The organism is uncultured Ruminococcus sp., from assembly GCF_946415235.1.
Lineage (GTDB): Bacteria > Bacillota > Clostridia > Oscillospirales > Ruminococcaceae > Ruminococcus.
In genome coordinates, this window is the sequence record NZ_CAMKRR010000042.1 from 1 (window position 1) to 23,113 (window position 23,113).

Here is a 23,113-nt window from a genome sequence, read left to right on the forward strand (position 1 = left end):
CGTTTCCGCCTTGAGTTACCCATGCTACCTCGGGAGCAAAGCCCTCAACGTGGTCCTTTTCCTTCTGAAGAAGGCTCTCGGGGATAAACATAGGCATACAAACATTCTCGTGACCGAGCTCCTTGAATCTTGTATCAAGGATATGCTGCATATTCTCCCATATTGCGTAGCCGTAGGGGCGTATTACCATACAGCCCTTAACGCTCGTATATTCTATAAGCTCTGCCTTTTTGCAGATGTCGGTATACCACTGTGCGAAATCCTCGTCCATTGAGGTTATCTCGGATACCAGCTTTTTATCTTTTGCCATATATATGACCTCTTTCTGTAGTTTTTCAATAATAAGTTGTGTCCCGAACGGAGTTCGGGGGAATAACTGCCATCAGGCAGTCATTGCATACATATAATTATAACATCTATGTGTGCTGTTGTCAATCCGTTAAATATGCGCTAAAACGTATATGAACAGGAAGCTGAAGGCTATGAATCCGCCTGCAAGAACGGCGTTCATGACCTTTGAGCCCGATGCCTCGGAATATGAGTCATCATACTGCCTGCTTCTGTTTGCCAAGATGAAGAGAACTATGCAAACCACACCAAGAACTCCCGTAATTATCCACAATATGCTCATGCGGGTGCTGAGAAGGTCGATGTAACGGTCGCCGACGACTATTTCATCGCTGTTGAGAGATGTTCTTGTTTCGTATGACATTCTCTTGACCTTGCCTTTTATTCTGATGTTCTTATAGTTCCTGAATTCCTCATCGAAATTCTTGCCGAAATCCTTTGGAGCGCGTACTGCAAGGAGGCTGTCCTCGTCCTCGGAGCATATGTAGAAATAGTAATCATTTCCCACAGGAATGGATTTTACGGTATGCTTTACCTTTAAAGCGTAGCTGCTGCTGCCGTATGCGGGAACGCCGCTTACTATCTCGCCGCCGCCGAGTCCCGAGACGAATGCCTCATCGAGGCTCTTTTTTTCGCCTGTAAATCCCATTATACCGATCACAAGGCTTGTGATCGCAGCAACGATAAAGAGGATAGCTCCCCATATCAGTCCCTTTCCGTTTGAAACTCTGCTTGTAAATCCCATAAAACCGCTCCTTTAGTATGTAAAGTGCTGTATTTTCTGTGCTTATTCCTCTTCTTTTTCCTCTTTTTCCGCAGCAAGCTTCTCCACGCGGCATACCTCTATGCGGTGATGTCTTACCTCGGTTATATCTATATGAAGTCCGCCTGCGTCAAGTGAAAGCTGAGAGCCGTCCTTCGGTATCTCCCCGAGCTCGGCTATGACATAGCCGCCGAAGGTCTCATACTTATCGGCAGGGAGCACCACGTCGAGCTCCTCGCAAACATCGCTGAGAGAGCTTATACCCGGTACTGTCCATGTGTTTTCCCCTGTTTTTTCAAGCCTTGCAGCGGGCTCGTCCTCGGGATCGTCGGCAAAGTCGCCCACGAGCTCCTCAACAAGGTCGGTGATGGTGATGATACCGCTCATTCCGCCGTACTCATCAACGACTATGGCAAAATGATCTGCGCCCCGCTGCTTCATCTGATCGAAGAGGCGGTCGGCTTTCATATTCTCGTGAACGAAGCAGGGCTCATGGACTGCGGAAGCCATGATATTTTCCTTGCTCTTGTCATCAAGTCGGAAATAGTCCTTTGCGTTCAGCACGCCGATGACGTTATCCACGCTTTCTCCGCAGATAGGGAAGGAGGAATGTCTTGTGCGGTGTATGGTCTCCTCCCACACACTCACATCATCGTCGCTCCACAGCACATCAACGTCGGTTCTGTGCGTACAGACCTGTTCGGCGGTGGTATCGTCAAAGGCGAAGATGTTCTTTATGATGCGGTTCTCGTCCTCGTCGATAGTGCCTTTTTCAGCGCCTGCGTCGGACATCATGAGTATCTCTTCCTCCGTAACGGTGTCGTCGTCGCTGTCGGGGTCTATGCCCAGCAGCCTGAGTATGCCGTTTGAGGTCACGTTGAGCAGCCATACCAGCGGTGCAAAGAGCTTTGACACGAATGTTATCATGCCGCTCATGGCAAGAGCTATCTTTTCGGGATCCTTCATTGCGAGGCGCTTTGGTACGAGCTCGCCGAATACCAGTGTAAAATAGGAAAGTATCAGGGTTATGAGCACTACGGATACCTTCTTTATAACAGCTGCGGGGATACTTATACCCGTTTTGACCAGTGCTGATGTGAGCAGCTCGGAAAAGCTGTCGGCAGCAAAGGCAGCTCCTATGAAGCCTGCCAGTGTTATTGCCACCTGTATAGTCGCAAGGAAGCGTGTAGGAGTATCAGTGAGCTTTTTGAGCCTTACGGCTTTTTTGTTGCCGCTTGCCGCAAGCTTTTCAAGGCGCACGTCGCTTGTGGAAATGACAGCCACCTCGGTACACGCAAAGAGCGCATTCAGCGCTATAAGTATAATCTGCAGAATTATCTGCCCTATCATTATTCATATCCTCCGTAAAATATAATATTTCTCTTTTTTTGACCTTGTAAACCTCATAAAGGCACAGCCTAACACAAGCGATAGTGCAGACCATGCCTTGATATCATATATTCAACGAAGAAAATCGTGTAATTATCAGGATTGCTGCCGTCAGGGGCACCGTCCATTTTGGTTTTCATCTCCTTTTTGGTATAGTATTTTTATTATAACGCATTATTATGATTTTGTCAAGCAGTGGGGATAACGCTGCTGTTTTGCGGCAAAAAGCCCCTGCAATTGCAGGGGCTTGAAAATATTACTTTTTCTTTTTCTTTGCTTCATCAAGGACGTTTTCAACTGCGCTTTCGGCTGTTTCATCAACAGCTTCCGCGATATCTTCGGCAGTTTCCTTGGCTTCCTCGGCAATGTCCTCGGCAGCCTCCTTAGCGTCCTCGGCGATATCCTCGACAGCGTCCTTAGCGTCCTCAGCGATATCCTCGACAGTCTCCTTGGCTTCCTCGACAGCGTCCTCTGCGGCTTCTTTGGCTTCCTCAGCCTTGTCCTTAGCCTTTTTCAGAGGTTCCTCCGCGATAGCGCCCTTGGACTTTATCATATTCTTCTTTGAAGAATCCTTTGTTTTTGCTGCTTCCTCTAATGCCTTGTCGGCTTCGCCGCTCTTTATGAGCTTCTTTGCCTTTATCTTTTCGATAAGGACCTTATTGTGCTTCCTGTCGTACATATAGAAGAGCGCGAGCACGATGATACCGAGCAGCAGTGTAACTACTCCCATATTGAAGCCGGGAGGAGTATACTTGAGCGATACAGTGTGGTGTCCTGCGGGAACGCGGATACCTATGAGAGTTCCGAGAACGACTATCTCGCCCTCAGAGCCGTCTGCATTGTAAAGGTTGGTCTTCTTGGTTCCCTCGACGGCTTCCTCAACGACCTGACTCTGTACTGTCTTTCCGTCTATCTTTACTTCCCAGCCGGGCTCGTAGGGAATGGAGGTCATGAGTATCTGACCCTCCTGAGCGTCAACGTCGCCTACAAGGTAACGGTCGTTGGTCTTTGTCATATCGAGGTTCCACGGATTTGTCTTGAGCTTTGCGATATCTTCCTCGAAAGCTTCCTGATCGAGATAGTAGAAGTTGAAGCCGGCGTTCTTTCTTACCATGAGATACTCGTTGCTTCCTGTGTACTGACCATTGCTGCCTGTCGGCGGAATGGTAAGTCTTATCTCGACCTCGTCGCCCTTCTCGAACGGACCCATTCTTACGATAGGCGAGGAGTTGGTATTGAAGTATGTGCCGTAGCCGTCGTAATTCTCAGTACCTGATTTCTGTCCTCTGTAAACTCCGTCTTCGTCCTTTACAGCTACCCATACATTACAGGTCTTTCTCATTTCAGATCCGAGATGCATATAGATATCTCCGTCCTTGGGGACTGTTACATCTATGTTTACTACAGCGTCGTCAACTCCTGCGAAAGCCTCGTAGCAGTCGTGGACAACGCCGGTGGTGTTTGTGTAATCGTGGAGATATACCTTTGTATCATCGTATTTTACGGTATAGTCAAATGGTACATAGTACTGTCTTGGGGTAAGGGGGTCAAAACTCTCCGTGCTTCCTGCCATAGCGCTGAGGAAGTTGTTGAGGCTGTTGAATGGGTTGTCATTTCCGAGACCTGTGAGCATGGTAATGTCATCATCAGCCATATAGCCGATATTCAGTGCATTGGGGTTCTCGTAAACATCCATTTTTGCTGAAATATCGTTGTCCTTCTTGTAATCCTTCGAGAAACGATAGATATACGAAGCGTCTACCGTAGAACCGATGTTTGTTCTTACAGGGTCGTCAAGGACGTACTTGATGCCGAGGATAGAGTCCGCAACAGGGTTGCAGCCCTCGTATTTCGACTCAAAGCTCTGCGTGAAGTAGCCCATAGCTTCGATAAATGTGATAGCTCTTGCGTTCATTACCGAGCTTGAATGTGATATACCCTTTAATCCGTAGGCAAGGTCGTCGTTTACCATTCGGTTGAAGGTCTTTTCCGCGCGGTAGAAGCCGCCGTCGTAGTTCTCAAGCTCCTTTACAACGTCGGGAGCTGTCATTATATCGGTATATGTGCTGTGGTCGGAGTTTCCGACCTCCTTGAATATCTTTCTGAAGGAGTCGTAGCAGTTGTAGCCTGTCTCGAAGAATATGAGCAGAGCCATTGCCACGGATATTGCATTCCTGCCCTTTGAGGACTTTGCATGGCTGTAGCAGTAAACTCCCACAAGGTAGATAGCGCCGAGGATAAGTCCGAATGCGATGGTTCCGAGCCAGAGCTCTTCCCAGTGGTCTGAGCCGCGGTTCATATCCGCCTTGTACGGGTATATAGCCACGTACTTGTACTTTTCCTCGTTGTAGTTGAAGCTCTTCATCTTAAGGCAGAATACCGCCGTGAGTATGCCGATTATCGCCGCTGATACGCTCGCACTGACAGGCGACATCTTGTAGCCCTCAAGATTTGAGAAGATATCCGCTGCCATTGAAACGAACACGAATGAAAGCAGGAACGAATATCTGTAGGGGAGCCAGTTAGGATCCTGACCGCCGTGCCACATCATATTTATGGGCTTTACATACATACTGAAAAGGAGTATGAATGAGAGCAGCGTGTAGCCTATCTTCTTGTTCACCTTTATCTTCTTGTTCATGAAGAAGAGGGGGATGAGTACGAATGAGAGCACGCCGCAGTATATCTCGGGGCGTCCGTAGAAACGTGTTCCCTCGTCGACGTTTACCGAGTAGTACTGGTTTGGTAGCAGACATGGCACCAGTTCAAGGGGATTGAACATTGCCCTGTAGCTGTAGTCGGGCTCGGAGAAGTCGAACTTACCGAGAGCAAGAGCGTTGTACACAGGCATTATCATGATAAAGCTGCACATCAGGACAACTATCGTCGATATGCCCATGCGGAAGAATACCTTTGCGTAATCGCCTATGCCCTTGAACTTTCTCTGTGTTCCGAAGAATACATAGTAGAAGAAATAAAGGGCTATGAATATGGCTATCATGAAGCCGATATAGAAGTTGGCAATGAACATTATCGCCGTAGGTATGATGTAGTTGATCTTTCGTCCGTCATCTACAAGGTATTCCACGCCGAGGATTATGAGCGGCAGGAATATGGGGCCGTCGATCCACATGGGGTCGATGAGCTGGATAACAACGTAAGCCATCATGGCGTACATTGTTGAGAACATGATGGACTGGAGCGGTCTGAGTTTCTTTGATTTCTGAGCGTAAATGCTGAATGTGAGACCTGCCGCACCCACCTTTGCCATCTGCATTATCATTACGCTTTCGAGTATCATCTTCCTCGGAAGCAGCATAACGATCAGAGTGAAGGGGCTTGCGAGGTAGTATCCTATGATACCCATGAAGCCGCCGGAAAGGTTTCTGCTCCAGCTGTAGAAAGCGCTGCCGTCGCCCCAGAATGCGTCCCTGAGCGCTTCAAAGTAGTAAATGTACTGACCGTTAAGGTCCAGTGTGAGCACCGAACGCTCGCCGAAGGGATAGACGTCGAAGCCTATATATGACACGAAGGTAAGAAGAAAAGGTATCAGAAATGCTGCGATATAGAACAGCGGCTTGTATTTCGTGCCTCTTTTCTCAGCTATGATGTCTGCGGCGGTTATAGCGGGTTTAGTGCTGCCGATCTTGGTGCGGGCGGTGCCGTTTTTCGGCTTTGTGCCCGTAGCTTTTGACTTAGCCAATGTTGTTCCTCCTTTTGCTTCGGGCATATTGAGCCATAATACCCGATTTTATACTATTTTTTATTATACTACAAATCTTTCCGTTTTGCAATAGCAAAATCCTCCTGACATACCAAAAAATGTCCGCGGGACTTTGCCGTGAGCTGTGACTGCATATATTAGACGCATGAGCTGCCCTGTTCTCTCACATAATTCATAAAATTTTTCATGATTAATTTTATGAATTATTTAATATATCCGTTGACTACTTTAATGCAAAGTGCTATAATTAAATTGTTCAGGCTTTTTTGACCTGTATAAAACATTGAATTTGATAAAAGGAGATTATCAGAAGTGGGAAAATATTTTGGAACTGACGGATTCAGAGGTACAGCCAACGAAAATCTTACAGCAGATCATGCATATAAGGTAGGACGCTTTCTCGGCTGGTACTACGGTGAGATAAAGAGGAGAAACGGTGATGATACTCCTGCGCGTATCGTTATAGGCAAGGACACACGCCGTTCGAGCTATATGTTTGAATATTCACTCGTAGGCGGACTTACCGCTTCGGGTGCTGACGCATACCTTCTCCATGTTACTACCACACCTTCTGTTGCATATATATCAAGAGTTGACAGCTTTGACTGCGGCATAATGATATCTGCCAGCCATAATCCGTACTATGACAACGGCATCAAGCTCATAAACGGACAGGGCGAGAAAATGGAGGATGAGGTCATAGACCTCGTTGAGGCTTACCTCGACGGAAAACTCAATGCCTTCGGTCAGGACTGGGAAGAAGTGCCCTTTGCCCACGGTGAGAAAATAGGCAGGAGCGTTGACTATGTTGCAGGCAGGAACCGCTACCTCGGCTATCTTATATCCCTCGGAATGTATTCCTTCAGAGGCAAGAAGATAGGTCTTGACTGTGCCAACGGAGCTGCATGGAATATTGCGAAGTCCGTATTCGAGGCTCTCGGAGCTGAGACATACGTTATCAATGCAGAGCCTACAGGCGTGAACATTAACAATAACGCAGGTTCTACACATATCGAAGGACTTCAGAAATTCGTAGTCGAAAAGGGCCTCGACGCAGGCTTTGCATACGACGGCGATGCTGACAGATGTCTCTGTGTTGACGAAAAGGGAAACGTCATCACAGGCGATCATATACTCTACATATACGGAAGATACATGAAGGAGCGCGGAAAGCTCATAAACAACACCGTTGTTACAACTGTTATGTCAAATTTCGGACTTTACAGAGCATTTGACGAGATAGGCGTGGACTACGCCAAGACAGCAGTAGGCGACAAGTACGTTTATGAGTACATGAAGGAGCACGGCTGCTGCATCGGCGGCGAGCAGTCGGGACATATAATCTTCTCAAAGTACGCTTCAACAGGCGACGGAATACTCACGAGCCTCAAGATAATGCAGGTGATCATGTCCCGCGAGAAGAAGCTCAGCGAGCTTGCTGCTCCGTTCACTGTGTATCCTCAGGTACTTGAAAACGTAAAGGTAAAGGATAAGGCTGCTGCACAGGCTGACCCCGATGTACGCGCAGAGGTAGACAAGGTCGCAGCAGAACTGGGAGATTCGGGAAGAATACTCGTCCGTGAAAGCGGCACAGAGCCCCTCGTAAGAGTTATGGTGGAGGCTGAGCAGGAAGATATATGCCGCAGCTGCGTGGACAGAGTTGTAAATGTTATAAAGTTAAAGGGACATACATTATAATAATGTTATGGTCAGGCGCTCTTTACAGAATACTGTCGGGAGCGTCCTTTCTGCTTGGTGCATTTTGTCAAACAGGCATTGATGTGAAGTTGCTAATTTCAGCTAATTACTGGAATTTTGTTCTTTCTATTGACTATAGATGATTATAGTGGTATAATTGTTCTTACGGCGTTTTGTGCCGTAATATAAATGTTTTGGTAAATATGGAGGTTAAAATGGCTAAGAAAGATGAGCGTAATCTCAATATTACGATCAAGAATCATGAAGAAAAAGACGAAGTTATAATATCTATCTCTTCCATTTTACAGCAAATGAAAAGACTGTTTGCTTTATGGATAGTTGCTGCTATAGTGGCAGGCCTTGTTGTATTTTCTCTGTCGGCATTCAAGACCTTTTCAAGTTCTGTCCCTGCCGAGGCTATCGTAAGCTTTACTTATGACGGTATAGAACAGGGCCTTGACCCCAAAAAGGCAGGAACATTTGATATCGAAACCATGAAGAACCCAAGAGTTATCGAAATGGCTCTTACCGAAATGGGTATGGATATCGAAAACCTTGAATATATCAGATCGAATATCAGCTTCGGATATATAATGCCTCAGGATGCTTACGAAAAGCTCAAGGCATACAACAGCGTTATGGAAAAGGCTACAAGCGGAAGCCTTTCGGCTGCACAGGCAATGCTCGATGTAAAGTATTTCCCCACAAAGTATGAGATATTCTTTAATTACGGAAATGCGGGCTTTGACAAGAATACAGGCACTGAGATACTCAATACCATCGTTGACTGCTACGGAGATTATTTCTATCAGCTCTACGGCTTCAACGAGCCCCTCGGAGCATCGGTTGCGGCCGTTGATTCCGAAAGCTATGACTATCCTCAGCAGATAGAGCTTTACAGAGACTCGCTCAGAAAGGTAAGAAATTATCTTGATGAGCTTACCAAGGAAGACAATACAGCCTTCCGTTCAAGTGCAACAGGCTATTCGTTCAACGATCTTTCAGAGTATGCAAAGACCGTTACAAGCATTGATCTTGACAGGATATCATCATATATTTCCGTCAACAATGTCACCAAGAACAAGGACGATGCTCTTTCATACTATGATTACAGGATAGAGAACCTCACCCGCGACAAGGACGAGTACAGCGAGAGACTTGCAGCTCTTGATGCTTCTATCGCCAAGTATGTAAAGGATTCCGCTACGTTCATCGGAGCAGGCGCAGAGAGCATTAACGGCAATGCTTCCATACATTCCGATCAGTATGATTCAATGTTCAAGACGAAGACCACACTGGAAGCAAGCCTCGCTCAGACAGTACAGGACATAAAGTTCTATGAGTCAAGGAGAGAAGCTCTCAAGTCAAATAAGACAAGCTCAAGAGCCAATATTGAAAAGGTAGAGGCAGACCTTGCGGGACTCAACGCAAAGGTAACGGATATAGTTGACCTTACAGAAAAAACAGCTGATGACTACTTCAAGAACGTACAGTTCGCAAATGCATATTCGGTACTTGCTTATGCTTCAAAGTCAGCATCAGCAGGTCTCAGTCAGGCATTGAGCGCTTCACTCAAGAAGATAATCGTATGGGAGCTGCTCATATTTGCAATATATCTTGCAGCTGCATTTTTACTCGCTCTCAAGCGTGATAACAGCAGAAAAAAGGCTGCGGCAGAAGCAGCAGATGACGACGATGAGGAAGACCTTGAGGACGTTATCGAGGCTATAGAGGAAGCTGCCGAAAAAGAAGCAGACAGCTCCAAAAAGTCAAAGAAAAAGTAAACAGCTTTAATTAACAGCTCCGGAAGGAGCTGTTATTTTTTGCAATGTTAAATCCACGTTAAACTATTGCCGAAATCATTGACTCTTAGATATAACCTGATATAATATAATCAGAAGGGAAAAATATAATATTCAGAAACAGAAGAAAGATCAGGAGAAAAATATGGAAGAGTTTTCGATTTTTAACATTTTCACCCTTATGGGCGGACTTGCCTTCTTCCTTTACGGTATGAAGGTAATGTCAACAGGACTTGAAAAACTCACGGGCGGCAAGCTTGAAGTCGCACTGAAAAAAATGACCGAGAACAAGCTGAAGGCTATACTTCTCGGAATGGGCGTTACTATTGCCATACAGTCATCATCGGCTATGACGGTAATGCTCGTAGGCTTTGTAAACTCGGGCATCATGACCCTCGAACAGACTATCGGAGTATGCTTCGGCTCCAATATAGGTACTACCTTCACGGCGTGGATACTCTGTCTCGACGGTATCAAGGACTCGGGTGAGGGCGGTATCATCAGCTTTATACTGAGACTGCTCAAGCCTGTATCATTCTCGCCCCTTATAGCTCTTGCGGGAACGATACTCATAATGTTCGCAAAGAAAAACAAGAAAAAGGACGTGGGACGTATCCTTGTGGGCTTTGCAGTGCTTATGACGGGAATGACATTCATGTCGGATTCCGTCGATCCTCTTGCGAACTCACCGGATTTCCAGAAGATCCTCACAGCCTTCCATAATCCAATACTCGGCGTACTCGTTGGAACTGTATTCACGGGAATAATCCAGAGCTCCGCAGGCTCTATCGGTATATTGCAGGCTTTCTCAAAGACAGGCGGTCTTACATGGGGAATGTCGCTCCCAATAATCATGGGCTGCAATATCGGTACCTGCGTAACGGCTCTGCTGTCCACAGTCGGCGTAAGCAAGGACGCAAAGCGCGTTGCATGGACTCATATAATCATAAAGATAATCGGCACACTTGTGCTGCTTCCCATAATCATGATACTCCAGAACGTCATCGACCTCGGCATTATGAGCAAGACCGTCGGCTATGTGGGTATCGCGGTAATGCATACTATCTTCAATGTGGCAACGACAGTAATGTTCATGCCTTTCACAAAGCAGCTCGTGGCACTTTCAAAGGTAGTCGTAAAGGACGGCAAGGAAGAGGTCAAGGACACGAGAAGAACTCTCACAGGTCTGGATGTTATCCTGCTGAAAACTCCTGCAGTAGCTGTTCATACCTGCATTTCGGCAACAAATCAGATGGCAGAGCTTACAAGAGAGACCATACTCATGTCGCTGAAGCTCCTTACGGGCTATGATGAGACGGTCTGCGAGACCATCATTGAAAATGAGGACATAATCGACAGCTATGAGGACAAGATAAACAGCTATCTTATAAAGCTGTCAAAGGCAAGTATCACAGGTGCGGACAGCCGAAGCGTTTCAAAGATGATGCACTGTGTCGGAAACTTCGAGAGAATTTCCGATCATGCGGTAAATCTTGTGGAGTCGGCTCAGGAGATGCACGAAAAGGGTATAAACTTCTCTGAGGAGTGTATAAACGAGATAATGGTAATAACCGACGCTATTGCCGAGAATGTCAACAAGGCATTTGACGCATACGTAAACAACGACCTGAAGATAGCGCATAAGGTCGAGCCTCTCGAGGAGGTCGTGGATAATCTCAGCACCGAGCTGAAAAACAGGCATATCCGCCGTTTGCAGAATGATGAGTGTACTGTAGAGCTCGGATATATCTTCCAGGACGTGCTTACCAACCTCGAGCGTGTATCGGATCACTGCTCGAATATCGCAGGCTGCCTTATCGAGACAGACGAAAAGACAAATCTCCATGCTTACCTTCACGAGGTCAAGGAGAACGACGAGGTATTCAGAACTGAATACCGTGCCTATGCCGAGGATTATTTCCGCAGGCTCGGCGGTCAGGAAGTAAACGCATAAAAAGGATCAAGCCCGAAAGCGGTTCGTAAGAACTGTTTTCGGGCTTGTTTATGTTACTTAAGTAAATATTATCAGTAAGGCAGGGTGAATTTTCCTGCTTTCCACACATTATCGCTGCCGATCACTGCTGAGAACTGATCCGTTTCGGTATGAGCGCCCTCGCCGTAGTCGCTTCCGCTGTAGTAGTTTTCCACGGTGAATACTATCTCATCGTCGGACTTTGATGTTATTTCGGTTATCTTTGAGCCTGTATAGTATATATCAGCGCCTCTTTCGCCTGCGAGAGCATATACGCCGCCGTCCTGTTCGATATAGAGCTCGGAGAGAACGTCAGCATCGTAGCGGTCACTGAATACTCTATGGTAGGCGTTTTCAATGTCGGCAAGAGTCTTTATGCTGCTGTCGGAGATATGATGATACCGCCAGTTGAAGGTGCCTGTTTCGACGAACTGCTCGTCGGTCTTGAAGGGACAGCCCACTGTGAAGTTCCACTGAGTGCGGCAGGCGGACTCAAAAAGCGCCTGAGCTGCGGATATTATAGTCTGCTCGTCGATATCGCCGCTGTCTGCCTTGAACACTACAGCGCCGTCCTCATTGTACTCGAAAGCTCCGCCGCCGAGAGGGTCGGGCTGTGTAGTCGTTGTGGTTTTTGCGGTAGTTGCGGCAGCTGTGGTATTTTTTGTGGTCTCTGCCTCTGTGGTCGTTTCAGCAGCTGCGGCTGTAGTCTCGGCTTCATCGGGCTTTGAGGGAGCTGTTCCCGTCGTTTTCCATGAGCATGATGCGAGAGCTGCCGTAAGAGCTGCCAGTGCTATGATCGCTGATATTTTTTTCATTAAAGTTCCTCCTCATCTTCATCGTCATCGAGGACGAAATCTATAGTTCCGTCGCTTACGCTGACTGCGGCGCAGACTACCTGTACAGTCTGTCCGAGAGTATATGATACGCCCGTAAATCTTTCCGTCAGTGATACGGGCTCTGTATAGTCGTATTCGCCCTCGGGGAGCGTCCTTATGTGGACAAGTCCCTCAACGGTATTGGGGAGCTCCGCATAGAAGCCGAACTCTGTGACACCTGATATCTTAGCAGTGAAGCTCTCGCCGATGTGGGCTTTCATGTACTCCGCCTTGTAGCAGTCCTCACATTCGCGCTCTATGGTTATGGCACGTATCTCCGCAGCGGAGGAGCGCTCGGCAGCGTTGACTGCAAAGCCCGAATACCGCTTGCTGAGCCATTCGTTGTTGTAGCCTGCCAGTATATCCGTGATTATACGGTGTATGGCAAGGTCGGGGTATCGCCTTATGGGTGAGGTGAAGTGGGCGTAGTCGTCGAGCACCAGTCCGAAATGTCCCAGAGGCTCAGGTGAGTACTTCGCCTTTGCCATTGAGCGAAGCACCAGCATATTCACCGCCTCGAACTTGTCCGTATCACGGGCGCTTTCCAGTATCTTGGCGGCGTGTACGGGCTTGAACTCACTGAAATGTGGACATTCAAAGCCGTATTTCGGCAGTATCTCGTGCAGAGCCTCGGTCTTTGCCTCGGGAGGAGCTTCGTGTATGCGGTATACAAAAGGTACCTTCCTCTCCTTTGCGAGCTTTGCGGCAGCTTCGTTTGCAGTGAGCATGAATTCCTCGATGATACGCTCGGACTTGCCTCGCTCACGGGGCTGCACGTCGCAGCATATGCCCTCCTCGTTGATGATAAGCCTGCTTTCCGAGGTCTCTATCTCGGGAGCGCTGCGGAGGCGCTTCTTTTCTATGAGTTTGTCCGCAAGCTCGTTCATAAGCATGATACTGCTGCGTACTTCCTTGTATTTATCGGCGATATCCTCGGATTCCGTTCCGTCGAATATACGGTTTATCTCGGAGTATACTCCCTTTACGCGGGAGCGTATAACGCTTTTGCAGAAGCGGTAGGAGAGCATATTTCCCTCCTTGTCGAGCTCCATGAAAGCCGAGAGTGTAAGCCTGTCCTCGTTGGGATTAAGGGAGCATATGCCGTTTGAGAGCTCCCGTGGCAGCATGGGTATGACTTTATTGGCGTAGTATATGCTGGTTCCGCGCATGAGCGCTTCCTTGTCGAGAGCGCTGTTGCCCTTGACGTAGTGGGAAACGTCGGCGATATGAACTCCGAGGCAGTAGCCTTTTCGTGTCTTTTGCAGGGATACAGCGTCGTCGAGGTCCTTGGACTCCGCACTGTCTATGGTGAAAATCGTCATATCGCGGAGGTCCTCACGGTTGTTGACGGAGTACTCCTGCACGCCGCCCTCGGATATCTTGCGGGCTTCCTTCAGTACCTCCTCGGGGAAGGCGGTTGGAGCGCCGTGTATAACGAGTATTGAAGCCGCTGAGGAAGCTGCGTATTCCGAGCTTCCGAAAACGAGGGTTATCTTTACCTTGTGCTCGGCGTGTCTGTGGCCGCGGAAAACTATCTCCGCAAGCACCTTGTCACCGTTTTCAAAGGGGATGCTTTCCTCGCGGACTATTATTATATGGTTGCGTGAAGCCGTATCGGGCACGAGGTAAGGCTTTCCGTCCTCGTACTCTATCCTGCCTGTGAGCTGAGAGCTGCCGAATTCGAGTATATCGAGCACCTCGCCCTCGGGCTCTCCCGAGCGTGAAGCGATAGGGGATATGAGCACCCTGTCGTTGGGCATAGCTCCGAGCATACATTTTCCCGGTATGAAGTATTCTACACCGTCATCTGTAACCGCGAAGCCGAAGGTGCGGCTGAGCCTTGTGACAGTTCCCGCGTGAACATTTATACGTGAGCACAGCGAAGCCTTCATGCCCTTTTTCATCATGACAACGCCCTCTGTACGGAGCTCCGAAAAGGCAGCGGTAAAGTTTTCCCTGCCTGATTTTTTTGTTCTGCACTTTGACTCAAGCTCGTTTATCGGCATTGATTTCTTGCCGTAAGCCTTCAGGAAAGTGACTATTTTATTTTTGTAGCTTTCAACGGACACAACAGAGCTGCCCTTTTTGTCCGATTGTTTCTTTTTTGGCTTTTCCGGCATAAAATTCTCCTTAAGCAAAGATAATAACACACATTCCGCGTGTTACGCATATATCGGCAATAAAAGCAAAGCCCCATGACCTCGGTCACAGGGCAATTTATTACTTTTTGAAGATCGGTACAATATTTACAGCAAGCACAGCAATGAAGAGGATAATGGAAAGAGTTCTTGTGATCTTGCCGAGGATAGCTTCCTTTGTTCTTCCCTCATTCTTGCCGTAGAATGAATCAGCACTTGCACCTGTGAGTGCTGCTGTCATGCTGTCCTGTGATTTCTGCTCCTGTGAAAGGCAGAGTACAATGATGATAAGGCTTATAGCGAGTATCACTACACCGCCGATGATCTCTAAAGTTGACATAAAAATACCTCCGAAAAGTAAGTATGATTTACGGCAGAAGCCGAAATATTTCAATTAGCTTTACTATTATATCACAGAAAGGCAGGATTTGCAAGGGCTTTACACGAAAAAGCGAGACAAAAAAACTGTGCAAAATTGTTGAAATCTTACAAGTTGCAGTAAAAAGGGCAAAAAAAGCAGCTCCGTATGGAGCTGCTTTGATATGTCAGTTAAGAACGTCGATCGGGAATCCGCTGATCCTGCCGAGGAGCTTCATCTGGATAGCGAGAGCGTCGTTTGTGGAAACGCCGTTGCCCTTCTGATGAACGTCAGCATTGATCCAGCCCTGCTCTGAGATGTGGAGCTCAGCAGTACCCTGCTTGCCGTACTTGTTCGGGTTAGCGAGAGCCTGCATGATAAGAACTGCATCCGAAAGATCAACGATACCGTCGCAGTTTGAGTCACCGAGAAGTGTAGGCTTGTCCTGCTTGGGAGCTTCTGTTGTGGTTGTAGTAGTTGTGGAAGTTGTTGTGGAGGTCGTTGTTCTTGATGTAGTTGTTGTGGTAGTGGTCTTTGATGTAGTATTATTGCTGCTGCCCGAACCGCCGTGGAGAACTATCTTCTGGATAGTAACACCGTCGTCGTGAGGCCACCAAACCATAGCCTTGATGTTAGTACCTGCATTTGAAGGTATTGTATAATCAATAGCTACAGTCTTGTCTGAGCCTACCTTAACGCCTGAGAACTCTTCCTGTAACCACTCGCCGTTCCATGTACCGAAACCGCCTGATACCTCAGTATCATTTGAGTTTACCTTGAGGTACATTGTGAGTGACTTAGCACCGTTGTGGGGGAACTCAGCAACATTGTTGATAGCTCCGTCATCGCCCTCTTCGGTAGTTGCGCCGAGCTTTGAGCCTTCGAGAACAACATCACCGCTTGATGAGCCGTTACCGCCGTTAGTCGTTGTGGTTGTTGTTCTTGATGTTGTAGATGTAGTAGTTCTTGATGTTGTAGTATTATTGTTGCCGCTGCTTGTGCCGTTGTGGAGAACTATCTTCTGGATAGTAACACCGTCATCGTGAGGCCACCAAACCATAGCCTTGATGTTAGTACCTGCATTTGAAGGTATTGTATAATCAATAGCTACAGTCTTGTCTGAGCCTACCTTAACGCCTGAGAACTCTTCCTGTAACCACTCGCCGTTCCATGTACCGAAACCGCCTGATACCTCAGTATCATTTGAGTTTACCTTGAGGTACATTGTGAGTGACTTAGCGCCGTTGTGGGGGAACTCAGCAACATTGTTGATAGCTCCGTCATCGCCCTCTTCAGTTGTTGCGCCGAGCTTAGAGCCTTCGAGAACAACATCACCGCTTGATGAGCTGTTTCCGCCGTTTGTGGTTGTGGTCGTTGTGTTGTTGTTATTACCGCCCTGTGTGGTGGTAGTTGTTGTGGTTGTTGTAGGTGTTGTCTGATTGTTTGAGCTGCCGCTGTAGATCTTTGAAACACCTGTGATATTTGTTTCTATTGAACCTGACTTGTAGTTGCTGTAGAGACCAGCAGCTGCGCCGACGAGACCTGCGTTATAGTCACAGGCGACCTCGTTGCCCTTATAGTCTGAACGGATGTCCTTGTATGTGCCGTTAGCATCTACAGGACCGCCGCAGAGAGCGCCTATAAGGAGGTTCTTGTTTGCGATTCCGTCATTCTGCTCACTTGCATCAGCATCAGGAGAAGCTGCTCTGTGGTGAGGATTCTTTGAAGAGTTGTCCTTGAAGCCTACAACGAGACAGTAGGACTGACCGTTTGCAAATGATCTGTCACCTGTGAGGTATTCCATCTGACCCTTAGCCCAAGCAGCATTTCCGTGGCCGTGCTTTGCAGCGATGAGCTGACACATCTGAGCTGTTGCGTTATGTCTTGCAGAGCCCCACTGATCGTAGAACTTGTAACCGTCGCCGCTCATGTCGCCGAGAGCGTTTGTGCAGCTCCAGTCACCTGTGATCTCACCCTTGAGGATAGCAGCACCGAGAGATACGTTCTCCCAGCAGTGTACCCAGTAGGCAGTGCCTATATTCTGGATATCGCCCATGTAGGAGTTGTCCTTTGTGGCGAGGTAGAGCCAGCAGGCAGCCCATGCGATCTCGTCGGAAGTTTCCTTGTTGCCGTAGAACTCACATGAGTATGAACCCTGGTGCTGTTTTGCGAAATTAAAGAGAGCCTTAGCATAAGTAAGGTCATCGGGATTGCCGAAGTTGATGTAGTTTGCAGCAAGAGCAGCAGCATATTCTGCTGTTATGTTGGCTGCGCCGTCGGTAGTCCAGAGCATACGTCCTCTGTTGCCCTGTAATTCCGGAGCGCCCCAGTAGGAGTGATCCTGACCGCCTTCACCTTTTTCGATAAGCACCTTTGAAACGCTGCCGCCGTTGAGAACTGTAGCGTCACGCATGAACTTAGCGAAACGGTCTGTTATTACCTTGAGGTGAGCTGTCTGACCTGTAGCGTCGAAAGCGTCCTTGAACTCGTAGTAAGCCCAGCCCAGTGTAGCAGCTGTGTAGCCCTCGGGCTGACCGAACCATACATGGTCGCCTGCATCGTGGAAACCGCCCACAACATCGTCGCCTGTATGGCAGTCGCTTCTCCATGAGAGAGCACAGTCGCCGTCCATCTTACCGCACATATTTGCGTCATAGAAATAGAGGGAATACTGAAGGAGCTTTGCGTAGTTGTCGCCGCCTGCCGCATTTGCTGTGAGAGAGGGAGTCACCGCTGTAGTCAGAGGTGCAGCAAGAGCAGAGATGGCAACCGCGCTGCTGATGATGGCTGATTTCAGCCTTTTGAATTTTATCATGTTATCACTCTTCTTTCAAAAAATTTGCCTATAATATGCCTTAAGTTCATTATACAGGTTTTACTCGGAAAATTGGTTACAAATTGGTTACATAAATGTTACAATCTGGTGAAATATAAACCGAAACCCATATTTTCAGCATAGTGTGCAAAAAAGCCCTCGCCTCATTGTGAACTATTACTATGATTTATTGTGCAGCGCCCTATACAAAAAAGGTCCGCGCAAAGTTATCCTTTACGCGGAAAATCAAGGGGAATATGTATCATTGTAATTGTGCAGGGACCGGTGCGGTATATGCAGCCTGAGATCAGTGGCATGAACGCATCTGCACCCGTCCTGCAGGTACCCTTTCGGGTCAATTGATACTTGCATCGGCAGCACGGTCAGTCCGCTGCCGAAGTGAGAGATTTGAAAAGGGTCTGAAGACTTCATTTCCAAACACTCCTCTCTTGTTTGAGGAAGCTTTTGCTTCTGTATATATCATAACATATTTTTTGACGGATTTTGTGAATATTTTGTATAATTACAGAGCAGCGGCAAATCTTTGTAGGATGCATCAAAAAGACTTTACGCTGATTGTATGATGTTACAGTGCACAGCAGCATAAAAAACGGGCTGCCGAGGCAGCCCGTGAAGATATACATACTTATCGCCGATAAAGCTCAGTTATTGTACTTTGCAAGCTCCTCGTCGATCACAGGTGAGAGCCTGTCGCGGAGCTCTGCCCAGTTGCCGTACGGATTGCCGCTTTCGAGGAGAACTGAGGTTATATTGTCCATAACGCCGCGTGACTCGAATGTATAGTAGCCGTTGCCGTACATTCTTGAGCTCATTCCGTAGCCGAAGTCAAAAACGGGAGTGACCTTTGACGGGTCGAGGTAGTCCTGTATAGCGTTGTACTGCTCCTCGGTGATGCTCTTTAGAGCCTGTTCCTTTGCGGAGTCCTTCAGCTCAGTAACGGCCAGGCGCTCGCATTTGAGGTATGTCGCAACAGCGCTGCCTTTTTCGGAGTTGTTTACCAGCATACGCGCATTTGCCCTGCAGCTGATGTAGTTCTTGTCCGCACCCGGAGTTTTCGGGAAGGGAACTGCCATGATGTCGTAGTCGGCATTGTACTTGTCGGATATAGGCAGAGTCCAGTCACGCGAGCAGTAGAACAGGGTGTTCTGATCGTGGAGGTACATATCGCTCCAGTGGCTGTTGTACAGCCATCTTACGCGGAGATCGTTCATGAGAGCTTCTGCGCTTTCGATGTAGGGGTCACCTATATTGTTGGTAAAGCTGTTTCCGTCGAAGTTTATGACAGTATGACCTGTGGAAGCGAGGATAGCCTCTCCGTAAAAGCCGCTTATGCCGAAGTGGTGAGCGGAGGTCTCGCTTTCCGTGAACTTGTTTATCATTCCTGTGAAAGCGTTCCAGTCCCATTTGCCCTCTTTATATAAGGTATAGGGGTCCTCAATGCCCAACGAGCTGAAAAGCGCCCTGCTGTAGGTAAGCAGATAGGGCTCGGAGAGAGCATAGGGGACTACATAGTGCTGATCCTTATATTTGAATATTTCCGCGATATCCTTGATATCGTCCCACAGACCGTCCTCCTCCATGCCGAGCTCCTCGAAATAAGGGTCGAGAGGCTGGAAAAGGCTGCGGGAAGTACCCTCGGGGAAAACTCCGTCCTCATAGGGGAACATATCCACTTCTTCGCCTGCCCCGAGCATTTCCTCAAGCTTTGAGAGCTTGTTTTCGGGCGTAGTCTGTACATAGTTTATCTTTCCGCCGTAAATGTCCTCGAATATTGCCAGCGCCGCGGGACGTTCGCCCTCTGACCTGTTGAGGTCGTAATCCGCGAGCCATGTTATCTCCATGCTACCTGTGGGCTTCTTTGCGGAGTCTGCCCTTGAGGTCTCGGTGCTGCTTTCGGTCGGCCTTACATCCGACGGTTTCGTTTTATTCTTTTCGCTGCATGAAGCCGTGCCTGTTATCACAGCCGCAGAAGCGATGAGAGCCGAGAGTGCTCTCCCGAAATTATTCATTAAAAATAGCCCCTTTCGGAAGCTGCTGAAGCGCAGCCATATCTATATTATTATACTCGTTTAGTTACTGCCTGTCAAGGACGGACTTTTCCTGCCCTTGCCGAGCCGACACTGCTCAATGGGCTTTTTCTGCATGAAAACAGGTTTTTCGGCAGGGACTTTGGTAAAAAATGCCAAAAACGGGCTGCGTTATCTGTGAAGTTGTTAAAAAAATGCGGAAACTATAGAAAATTGCGTGACATTTCAAAACCACTGTGATATAATAATAGGGAAGTTTTTATAAAAAACGGGCAGTAATAAACTGTCCGATCAATACAGAAAGGGATTTATCAAATGGACAATAACAGATACAGCTCTAACCGTCCCCGCAGAAAAGTATCCCGCAGGACATACAGAAACAGGCGTCTTGCAGCGCTTGCAATAATAGCTTTTTTGATACTCCTTCTCATCGTGCTTATTGCCAATGCCTGTGCCGATGACAAGGACAAGAAACCAAAAACAGATACAAAAACGGCTGTGACTCTGACGACTACCACAACTGTGACAGATTCGGCTATCCAGACTACCACGACTACTACAGTCGTTGCTACGGTTCCGAAGAATGAAAGCGATTTCAAGCTCGACAGACAGACTATCTCCATCATGGTAGACGAAACCGATATGCCGAGAGTACTTGAATATCCCGACGGCACTGTTGAAGCCGACGAAAGATGGACCTCAAGCGATAAGACGATCGCTACCGTAGACAGCTACGGACATATAACAGGCGTTTCACCGGGCGTATGCTACGTTATCCTCAAATCCGCCGCTGATGTGGATCAGGAGGTATGGATCAAGGTAACTGTACGCGGCGAATCTGCCGATGACGATGATGATACAACAACGCCTCAGTCCAGCAGGACTGAGGCTCCAGCCCCCCCTGTATATGATACAGAGGGGCTTACTTATATTGACGGGATCCTGCTTGTGAACAAGGAGTACAGCGTCCCTGCTACCTTTGAGCCCAAGCTCGAACAGATATGCTACGACCAGTTCAACAAGCTCTCCACAGATGCGGCAAAGGAAAATCTGAGCATATATATAAGCTCGGGCTACCGTTCGTATAAGGATCAGGAGACCATATACAACAACTACATCGAAGAGGAAAAAAAGAAAGGCAACAGCGAGGCTGAGGCAAAGAAAATAGTCGATACCTATTCCGCAAGACCCGGATATTCCGAGCATCAGTCGGGGCTCTGCATAGACGTGAATTCCGTTGACGACTCCTTCGGCTATACTCCCGAGGCTGCATGGCTGGCGGAACACGCTCACGAATACGGCTTCATAATCCGCTACCCGCTGGGCAAGGAGGCTATCACGGGCTATCAGTACGAGCCGTGGCACATAAGATACGTAGGCTCGAAGGTCGCCGAAAAGATATACAAAAAAGGCCTGTGCCTTGAGGAATACCTCAATGTGGGCTGAAAACAGAACGCCCTTGTTATAAGTATGATACACATAAAGAAGCTTTTATAACTATTATTGAGGGAAACCCTTTTGAAAAAGGGTTATCCCCGATAAATAACTATAAACTTCTGTATAAGTACCATTTTTATGACAGGGGATTTTGATTTGAAACTAAGAACAGGCGGTGTTTTATGCCACGATTTTTTACAAACGAGATAGATGAAAACAATATTGTCCTCACGGGCAGCGATGCCAACCACATCGGCCGCTCACTCCGCATGAGAACGGGTGAAGCCGTAACGGTCTGCTGCAACGGTACCGACTACTGCTGCACTATCGGCAGTATTACCGCCGACACGGTATACCTTGACCTTGTGGAGAAGCACAGATGCGCTGCCGAGCCGAATATAGAGGTGACGCTTTTTCAGGCGGTCCCGAAGCTTGACAAGCTGGAGTACATCATACAGAAAAGTGTGGAGCTGGGTGTTTCGCGGATAGTACCCGTGCTCACAAGGCGCTGCGTTTCCCGTCCCGACGAGAAGGACTTCGAGAAAAAGAAGCTCCCGAGGCTGAATAAAATAGCTGAGGAAGCCGCAAAGCAGTCGGGCAGAGGCATAATACCCGAGGTAACATCAATGGTTAGCCTTAAGGAAGCTCTCTCCATGATGGAAAAGCTTGACAGGACAGTGCTGCTTTATGAGGAGGAGGGCGGCTGCTCCTTCGGAGAGGTCGGTTTTGACGGTGTCAAAAGCGTGGGACTGTTCATCGGCAGCGAGGGCGGCTTTGACCGTGAAGAGGCGGAATCAGCCGTAAAAATCGGCGCAAAACAGGTGTGGCTGGGCAGGAGGATACTGCGTTGTGAAACTGCACCAATAACAGCCCTTTCAATTTTGATGTTTTTAACAAATAATATGTAAGCGGTTGAAATTTCAGAAAAGATATGATATAATATTTATAGATTATCGAAGTCCGGTCGCAAGCGGACCGGTAATACTAATTCTTGCGGAGAAAAGAGGAAATTGATATGAATAAGTTTTTAGTTGCAATTTTAGCTGCAGGCGCAGCAGCAGCCGTTGGATATGTCGCTGTACAGGCTCTCAAGGATAAGGATTCGGATTCAGATTATGATGACGATGATTACGATGATTTCGATAACTTTGACGCAGACGAGAGCGTTGATTTTGAGATAAGCGATGATAACGCTGATGAGAACAAGGCTGAGGATGAAGCAGAGGATGCTGACAAGGCTGAGGACGAAGCTGAAGATTGATCTTGCAGGGGAGCTTTGAGCTCCCCTTTATTTTATGTGCTCGGCAAAAAAATATAAAAACCGACATATATTATTGTGTGAAGTTACAAATCGTATTATCATAGCTTGACAATCAGGAAGCGTTCTGATATAATATAAAAGCTGTCCGTCAAGGATTGGTAGACCGAAAATGATCCGAGGCGTAACTCAGTTTGGTAGAGTGCTTGCTTTGGGAGCAAGATGCCGCAGGTTCGAGTCCTGTCGCCTCGACCAGTTTTAAAAAAATTCCAAAAAAAGTACTTGACAAGCAAAGGCAAATGTGATATAATAATTAAGCATTAACGCTGGTGTAGCTCAGTTGGTAGAGCAGCTGATTTGTAATCAGCAGGTCGGGGGTTCGAGTCCGTCCACCAGCTCCATTATTTTGTCTTGAGACAGAATTTACTTTTTCTATGGGAGAGTTCCCGAGTGGCCAAAGGGGGCAGACTGTAAATCTGTTGCTTTTC

The 23,113-nt window shown here is 47.7% G+C and carries 14 protein-coding genes, 2 tRNA genes and 1 pseudogene; 8 read left to right on the forward strand and 9 right to left on the reverse strand.

Annotation, left to right across the window (positions count from 1 at the left end; all coding sequences use genetic code 11):
• From Q0R37_RS09080 to Q0R37_RS09095, 4 genes and pseudogenes are all read right to left on the reverse strand, one after another.
• A pseudogene (locus tag Q0R37_RS09080) lies at positions 1-310 on the reverse strand (proline--tRNA ligase); the annotation flags it as partial.
• Positions 311-439: 129 nt separating this feature from the next.
• The gene (ccoS, locus tag Q0R37_RS09085; RefSeq protein ID WP_294753571.1) at positions 440-1,093 is read right to left on the reverse strand and encodes a cbb3-type cytochrome oxidase assembly protein CcoS; all 654 of its coding nucleotides are present in this window, start codon (positions 1,091-1,093) and stop codon (positions 440-442) included.
• A gap of 42 nt (positions 1,094-1,135) precedes the next feature.
• A complete protein-coding gene (locus Q0R37_RS09090) occupies positions 1,136-2,461 on the reverse strand; it encodes a hemolysin family protein (RefSeq protein ID WP_294753574.1) in 1,326 nt (441 codons plus the stop codon).
• A 295-nt stretch (positions 2,462-2,756) separates the two neighbouring features.
• Positions 2,757-6,203, reverse strand: a complete 3,447-nt coding sequence (locus Q0R37_RS09095; protein ID WP_294753577.1) for a YfhO family protein — start codon at positions 6,201-6,203, stop codon at positions 2,757-2,759.
• Positions 6,204-6,536: 333 nt separating this feature from the next.
• On the opposite strand from Q0R37_RS09095, the gene glmM reads away from it, so the two are divergent.
• The 3 genes from glmM (at position 6,537) to Q0R37_RS09110 (ending at position 11,678) form a co-directional block, all read left to right on the forward strand.
• On the forward strand, positions 6,537-7,922 hold the full coding sequence (glmM, locus tag Q0R37_RS09100) for a phosphoglucosamine mutase (RefSeq protein ID WP_294753580.1): 1,386 nt from the start codon (positions 6,537-6,539) through the stop codon (positions 7,920-7,922).
• A gap of 215 nt (positions 7,923-8,137) precedes the next feature.
• Positions 8,138-9,706: a lipopolysaccharide biosynthesis protein gene (locus tag Q0R37_RS09105; protein ID WP_294753583.1), complete on the forward strand. Its 1,569-nt coding sequence runs from the start codon at positions 8,138-8,140 to the stop codon at positions 9,704-9,706.
• 163 nt (positions 9,707-9,869) lie between these two features.
• A complete protein-coding gene (locus Q0R37_RS09110) occupies positions 9,870-11,678 on the forward strand; it encodes a Na/Pi cotransporter family protein (protein WP_294753585.1) in 1,809 nt (602 codons plus the stop codon).
• Between the two features lie 71 nt (positions 11,679-11,749).
• Here Q0R37_RS09110 and Q0R37_RS09115 read toward each other — a convergent pair whose 3' ends face one another.
• The 5 genes from Q0R37_RS09115 to Q0R37_RS09135 all read right to left on the reverse strand — a co-directional run bounded on the left by Q0R37_RS09115 (position 11,750) and on the right by Q0R37_RS09135 (position 19,912).
• Positions 11,750-12,511: a hypothetical protein gene (locus Q0R37_RS09115; RefSeq protein ID WP_294753587.1), complete on the reverse strand. Its 762-nt coding sequence runs from the start codon at positions 12,509-12,511 to the stop codon at positions 11,750-11,752.
• Positions 12,511-14,691 (reverse strand): ribonuclease R, encoded by a 2,181-nt coding sequence (gene rnr / locus Q0R37_RS09120; RefSeq protein WP_294753589.1) that lies wholly within the window; start codon positions 14,689-14,691, stop codon positions 12,511-12,513. The genes Q0R37_RS09115 and rnr overlap by 1 nt, the downstream gene beginning before the upstream one ends.
• 100 nt (positions 14,692-14,791) lie before the next feature.
• On the reverse strand, positions 14,792-15,049 hold the full coding sequence (gene secG / locus Q0R37_RS09125; RefSeq protein ID WP_294753592.1) for a preprotein translocase subunit SecG: 258 nt from the start codon (positions 15,047-15,049) through the stop codon (positions 14,792-14,794).
• 205 nt (positions 15,050-15,254) lie between these two features.
• Complete coding sequence (locus Q0R37_RS09130; RefSeq protein WP_294753595.1) at positions 15,255-17,882, reverse strand: glycoside hydrolase family 9 protein; 2,628 nt, start codon at positions 17,880-17,882, stop codon at positions 15,255-15,257.
• Between the two features lie 662 nt (positions 17,883-18,544).
• Positions 18,545-19,912 carry an extracellular solute-binding protein gene (locus tag Q0R37_RS09135; RefSeq protein WP_294753598.1) on the reverse strand — a complete coding sequence of 456 codons (1,368 nt, stop codon included), beginning with the start codon at positions 19,910-19,912 and terminating at the stop codon, positions 18,545-18,547.
• A gap of 333 nt (positions 19,913-20,245) precedes the next feature.
• On the opposite strand from Q0R37_RS09135, the gene Q0R37_RS09140 reads away from it, so the two are divergent.
• The 5 genes from Q0R37_RS09140 to Q0R37_RS09160 all read left to right on the forward strand — a co-directional run bounded on the left by Q0R37_RS09140 (position 20,246) and on the right by Q0R37_RS09160 (position 23,026).
• A complete protein-coding gene (locus Q0R37_RS09140) occupies positions 20,246-21,376 on the forward strand; it encodes a D-alanyl-D-alanine carboxypeptidase family protein (RefSeq protein WP_294753600.1) in 1,131 nt (376 codons plus the stop codon).
• Between the two features lie 173 nt (positions 21,377-21,549).
• The gene (locus tag Q0R37_RS09145; RefSeq protein WP_294753604.1) at positions 21,550-22,275 is read left to right on the forward strand and encodes an RsmE family RNA methyltransferase; all 726 of its coding nucleotides are present in this window, start codon (positions 21,550-21,552) and stop codon (positions 22,273-22,275) included.
• Between the two features lie 107 nt (positions 22,276-22,382).
• Positions 22,383-22,628 carry a YtxH domain-containing protein gene (locus tag Q0R37_RS09150; RefSeq protein ID WP_294753605.1) on the forward strand — a complete coding sequence of 82 codons (246 nt, stop codon included), beginning with the start codon at positions 22,383-22,385 and terminating at the stop codon, positions 22,626-22,628.
• Between the two features lie 175 nt (positions 22,629-22,803).
• Positions 22,804-22,880: transfer RNA gene (locus Q0R37_RS09155), tRNA-Pro, on the forward strand.
• Between the two features lie 70 nt (positions 22,881-22,950).
• Positions 22,951-23,026 (forward strand) — tRNA-Thr (locus tag Q0R37_RS09160).
• Positions 23,027-23,113: the final 87 nt, after the last annotated feature.

What these genes read in the sequence shown, in the direction of transcription:
- ccoS (WP_294753571.1), bottom strand. Translation starts at nt 1,093, where the DNA reads ATGGGATTTACAAGCAGAGTTTCAAACGGAAAGGGACTGATATGGGGA.
- Q0R37_RS09090 (WP_294753574.1), bottom strand. Translation starts at nt 2,461, where the DNA reads ATGATAGGGCAGATAATTCTGCAGATTATACTTATAGCGCTGAATGCG.
- Q0R37_RS09105 (WP_294753583.1), top strand. Translation starts at nt 8,138, where the DNA reads ATGGCTAAGAAAGATGAGCGTAATCTCAATATTACGATCAAGAATCAT.
- Q0R37_RS09110 (WP_294753585.1), top strand. Translation starts at nt 9,870, where the DNA reads ATGGAAGAGTTTTCGATTTTTAACATTTTCACCCTTATGGGCGGACTT.
- Q0R37_RS09115 (WP_294753587.1), bottom strand. Translation starts at nt 12,511, where the DNA reads ATGAAAAAAATATCAGCGATCATAGCACTGGCAGCTCTTACGGCAGCT.
- rnr (WP_294753589.1), bottom strand. Translation starts at nt 14,691, where the DNA reads ATGCCGGAAAAGCCAAAAAAGAAACAATCGGACAAAAAGGGCAGCTCT.
- secG (WP_294753592.1), bottom strand. Translation starts at nt 15,049, where the DNA reads ATGTCAACTTTAGAGATCATCGGCGGTGTAGTGATACTCGCTATAAGC.
- Q0R37_RS09130 (WP_294753595.1), bottom strand. Translation starts at nt 17,882, where the DNA reads ATGATAAAATTCAAAAGGCTGAAATCAGCCATCATCAGCAGCGCGGTT.
- Q0R37_RS09135 (WP_294753598.1), bottom strand. Translation starts at nt 19,912, where the DNA reads ATGAATAATTTCGGGAGAGCACTCTCGGCTCTCATCGCTTCTGCGGCT.
- Q0R37_RS09140 (WP_294753600.1), top strand. Translation starts at nt 20,246, where the DNA reads ATGGACAATAACAGATACAGCTCTAACCGTCCCCGCAGAAAAGTATCC.
- Q0R37_RS09145 (WP_294753604.1), top strand. Translation starts at nt 21,550, where the DNA reads ATGCCACGATTTTTTACAAACGAGATAGATGAAAACAATATTGTCCTC.
- Q0R37_RS09150 (WP_294753605.1), top strand. Translation starts at nt 22,383, where the DNA reads ATGAATAAGTTTTTAGTTGCAATTTTAGCTGCAGGCGCAGCAGCAGCC.